Origin of the sequence: Pseudonocardia sp. (genome assembly GCF_025965585.1) — a bacterium.
GTDB lineage: Bacteria > Actinomycetota > Actinomycetes > Mycobacteriales > Pseudonocardiaceae > Pseudonocardia.
On record NZ_JAOPWR010000425.1, the window covers coordinates 1 to 3,009 of the forward strand.

General features: G+C 65.6%; 3 protein-coding genes and 1 pseudogene. All 4 read right to left on the reverse strand.

Annotated elements, in window-relative coordinates; all coding sequences use genetic code 11:
* A partial coding sequence (locus tag JWR81_RS26145; RefSeq protein ID WP_297658612.1) for an ATP-binding protein occupies window positions 1-1,423 on the reverse strand: 1,423 nt, incomplete at its 3' end.
* Window positions 1,360-1,743: pseudogene (locus tag JWR81_RS26150) on the reverse strand (DNA-processing protein DprA); the annotation flags it as partial. The pseudogene JWR81_RS26150 and the gene JWR81_RS26145, both read right to left, overlap by 64 nt.
* A 110-nt stretch (window positions 1,744-1,853) precedes the next feature.
* Window positions 1,854-2,222 carry a hypothetical protein gene (locus tag JWR81_RS26155; protein ID WP_297658615.1) on the reverse strand — a complete coding sequence of 123 codons (369 nt, stop codon included), beginning with the start codon at window positions 2,220-2,222 and terminating at the stop codon, window positions 1,854-1,856.
* A 213-nt stretch (window positions 2,223-2,435) separates the two neighbouring features.
* Window positions 2,436-2,789, reverse strand: coding sequence for a VOC family protein (locus JWR81_RS26160; protein WP_297658617.1), 354 nt, complete (start codon window positions 2,787-2,789; stop codon window positions 2,436-2,438).
* Window positions 2,790-3,009 lie beyond the last annotated feature (220 nt).

Genomic DNA, 3,009 nt, shown 5'->3' on the forward strand with positions numbered 1-3,009 from the left:
TCTCACGGGACCCGAAAGCCTGTCCTCGGAAGACGTCCTGGAGCAGGAGGTACAGCGCGGCTTTGAGGAGCGGCGCATCGTTCTTACTCGATCGTCGACCGCTCAAGATCGCGCCACGAAAGCGCTGGTTGAGCCACAGCGTGGAGGCCTGGCGATCGACCTCGAACAAGTCGTCACTGTGCAGGTTCTTCCAACGGATCGCCAGCGGTGCCCTGCCGGGGACGATCGGCAGCTCGTCGGCGACCGCTCGTTTGATCTCCGGCGCGATGCCGTCGCCGGGCTGGACCACCTCCGTCCGTTTCCGGTCGCGCACATTGCTCATGCGGTATGCCGTCTCGGCGTCTCGCAGGTAGTCGGAGAACGTCGTCCCGCGGGAGTCCGTCGCCTTCTCGATCGCCCTCACGAGCTCCGGCTTGGGTTGAACCGCGCTCTTCTCCATGTTCAGGTTGATCAAGTCGAGCACTGGTGAGACGTCGACCGCCACGCGAGCGAGCCGAAGGCGCCGGTGTGGTACCGCGGCACCCTTCCATCCTCCGACCTCGAGGAGACGTCGGTTGCGGTAGAAGTACAGACCTTGGTGGGTCTCCGGGTTGCCGCCGAGCTTGAATCCGAGGGCTTCGCTGCGTCCCGGCCAGATATGGCAGCGGAGCTCAACAGATCGGTCACCGACGTGCGCGAGGAGGGTCTTTGGGTAGCGCGAGTCGCCGCTGTGGCGATATCCGAACGGATCAATCGGTTCGATCGTCTGCGGCGGCCCTGAGCGGTTGTCCGTAGCCTCCACCGCATCGATCGTCAGCGTCAGCTCGCCGCCGGCGAGGATCTGATGAAGTGTCGTGCCGAGGTGCGCCCGTATCTGATGGATGGTTCGGGCGAGGTAGTCGTCGACGATGTTCGAGTTGTCGGTGGACGGGAACTCTCGAACACCGTCCCATCGGACGACTGTGCCGGACCCTGCACTGACCGGGGTCGCATCCAGCAGTTCACCTGCTTGCGACTGGTCGATCACGTCGCAGGTGAAGTTTCGAGTGTCTCTCCGCCAGCGCCGACCGGCCGGCGATCCGCCGACTGTCCTCGACACGACGGTGAGAACATCGGCCTGGCTGAACGACGCAGCCTTCAGACCCATGCCGAAGAAGCCCAGGTCTGCCTTCGCGTAGGTCCGCCTCTTCCCGACCGTCATGGCCTGGTCGAGCTGTGGCTCGGACATGCCGCGCCCGTTGTCCAGTAGCAGGAACGACACAGGCTTGCCGTTAAGGAGGACGATCCGGATGAGGATCGACGAGGCGCCGGCATCGATGCTGTTGTCGACGAGATCGGCTACTGCCGAGGTCAGATCATGTGAGAGGCCGATCGCCGACATCACGTCAGGGTCTGGTGGCAGCACCTTCTGGTCGACCGCGTCGAGTTCGGATCGCCATGCCATGTCGTCTTTACACCCCTCACGAGAACACCGACGTCGCACCGAAGGTGTCCGGTGATCAGCGGGACGTCGTCGAAGACTAGCCAAGCGCACGGATCGGGCAGGTCGGACACCACGAACGAGTGACAAGGAGTGCGCTGGAGTAACGAGCGGTCCTCAGCGCAGGCTGCGGCACGGCCACAGCGGGATCGCCGAGATCCTTCAACCTCGACGACGGTGGCCGCGCCGAGCGCGGCGATGATGGGGTTGCGGAAGAGGAAGCGGTGCCGGGCCGGCGTGAACCCCGGCGGGTACTCACTGATCACCGCACCCGTCACGGCGACGTGGGGTAGGGGGTAGTAGGCCGCGAATCACCGGACGCAGTGCTGGCAACGACCGCCTGCAGCCCCGGCTAGAAGAGTGTCGAGCTGAGCTGCCCTGCCCTGATCATTACTCACAAAGCGCAGAGGCGAATGACGTCATACTGGATCGTCGCTCCGAGGAACTGGGCGGTTTCGATGAACGCGCGCCGCAGGTCGTCGAGCCTGGCTTGGCGCACGGCCGGGTCGCTGTGCCTGAACGCAGTGCGGCTGGTGTGGAACGTCTCGACGACGCGCAGAGGCCTCGCGACCGAAGGATAGGAACATCGGAAGCGGCGCCAGCCGTCGCGAGCGAGCCCGCCATGCAGCATCACGGCCTCATCGATGGCGTGCTCGGTCGCCCGACACGTCTCGTTGACCGCCTTGAGTACGAGGTTGTGGGCCACGGCCGAGATCTTGGTTCTGGCGTGGCGGCGAGGAATGGACCACTTGCTGTCGGTCACCCCAACGTGAGCGCGCACAAGGAGCTGTCTGGCTCAGCCAGCCTTGCCGGGATAGCAAGAATCGCCGGCTGGGCGGTTTGCCTGACTCCAGTGGGCCAGGTTCGCGCTCACGGCCGCGCGGGCCAGGGACAGTGCTGATGGACCGCCTTCGGCGGGGCCTGTCGGCCCTTAGAGCCCTGTGTCAACCCTCCGGCCCGTGCCTCAGGCAAGGGCTCAGTCCCGATGGTTCACGATGTTGACGACGTTGCCGTCCGGTGCCCGGACGAGGAACCGGCGCACGCCCCAGGCTTCCGTTGTCAGCGGGCGCACGATCTCGAAGCCCAGTTCTTGCGCCTCCGCGTATGCGGAGTCGACGTCGTTCGTGAGCACGGAGACGACCGCGTCCTCGGATGCGGTGGCGTCACGCGTGACGAGCTGGATGTTCGCTCCTGTCTCGGGTGAGGTGTAGCGGGCCACCCACCCCATGTTGAACTCCTCGGTGCTCAGCCCGAGGTAGTCGGTGTAGAAGCTCTTCGCCGCGTCGACGTCGGCCACCCGAAGGTTGGCCATGATGTGGTGGGCGCGCATGTGATTTCTCCAGTTCCGTGTCCGGATCGACGATCGCGAGCGCCGTTGGGCCCCAACGGACGGCCAACGGCACGCGGTTCGACGGAATCTGCCAGGTCGTTCTCACCTCGCGGACGCCGGTCTCGTGCAGGGCTGGGCGCGGTGGCGGTGGCGGCCGGTCCGGAGTGGTGGGTCTCTCCTCGCGTCGGCGCTGCGACGGTGCTCGGGAACCCGACGGCGG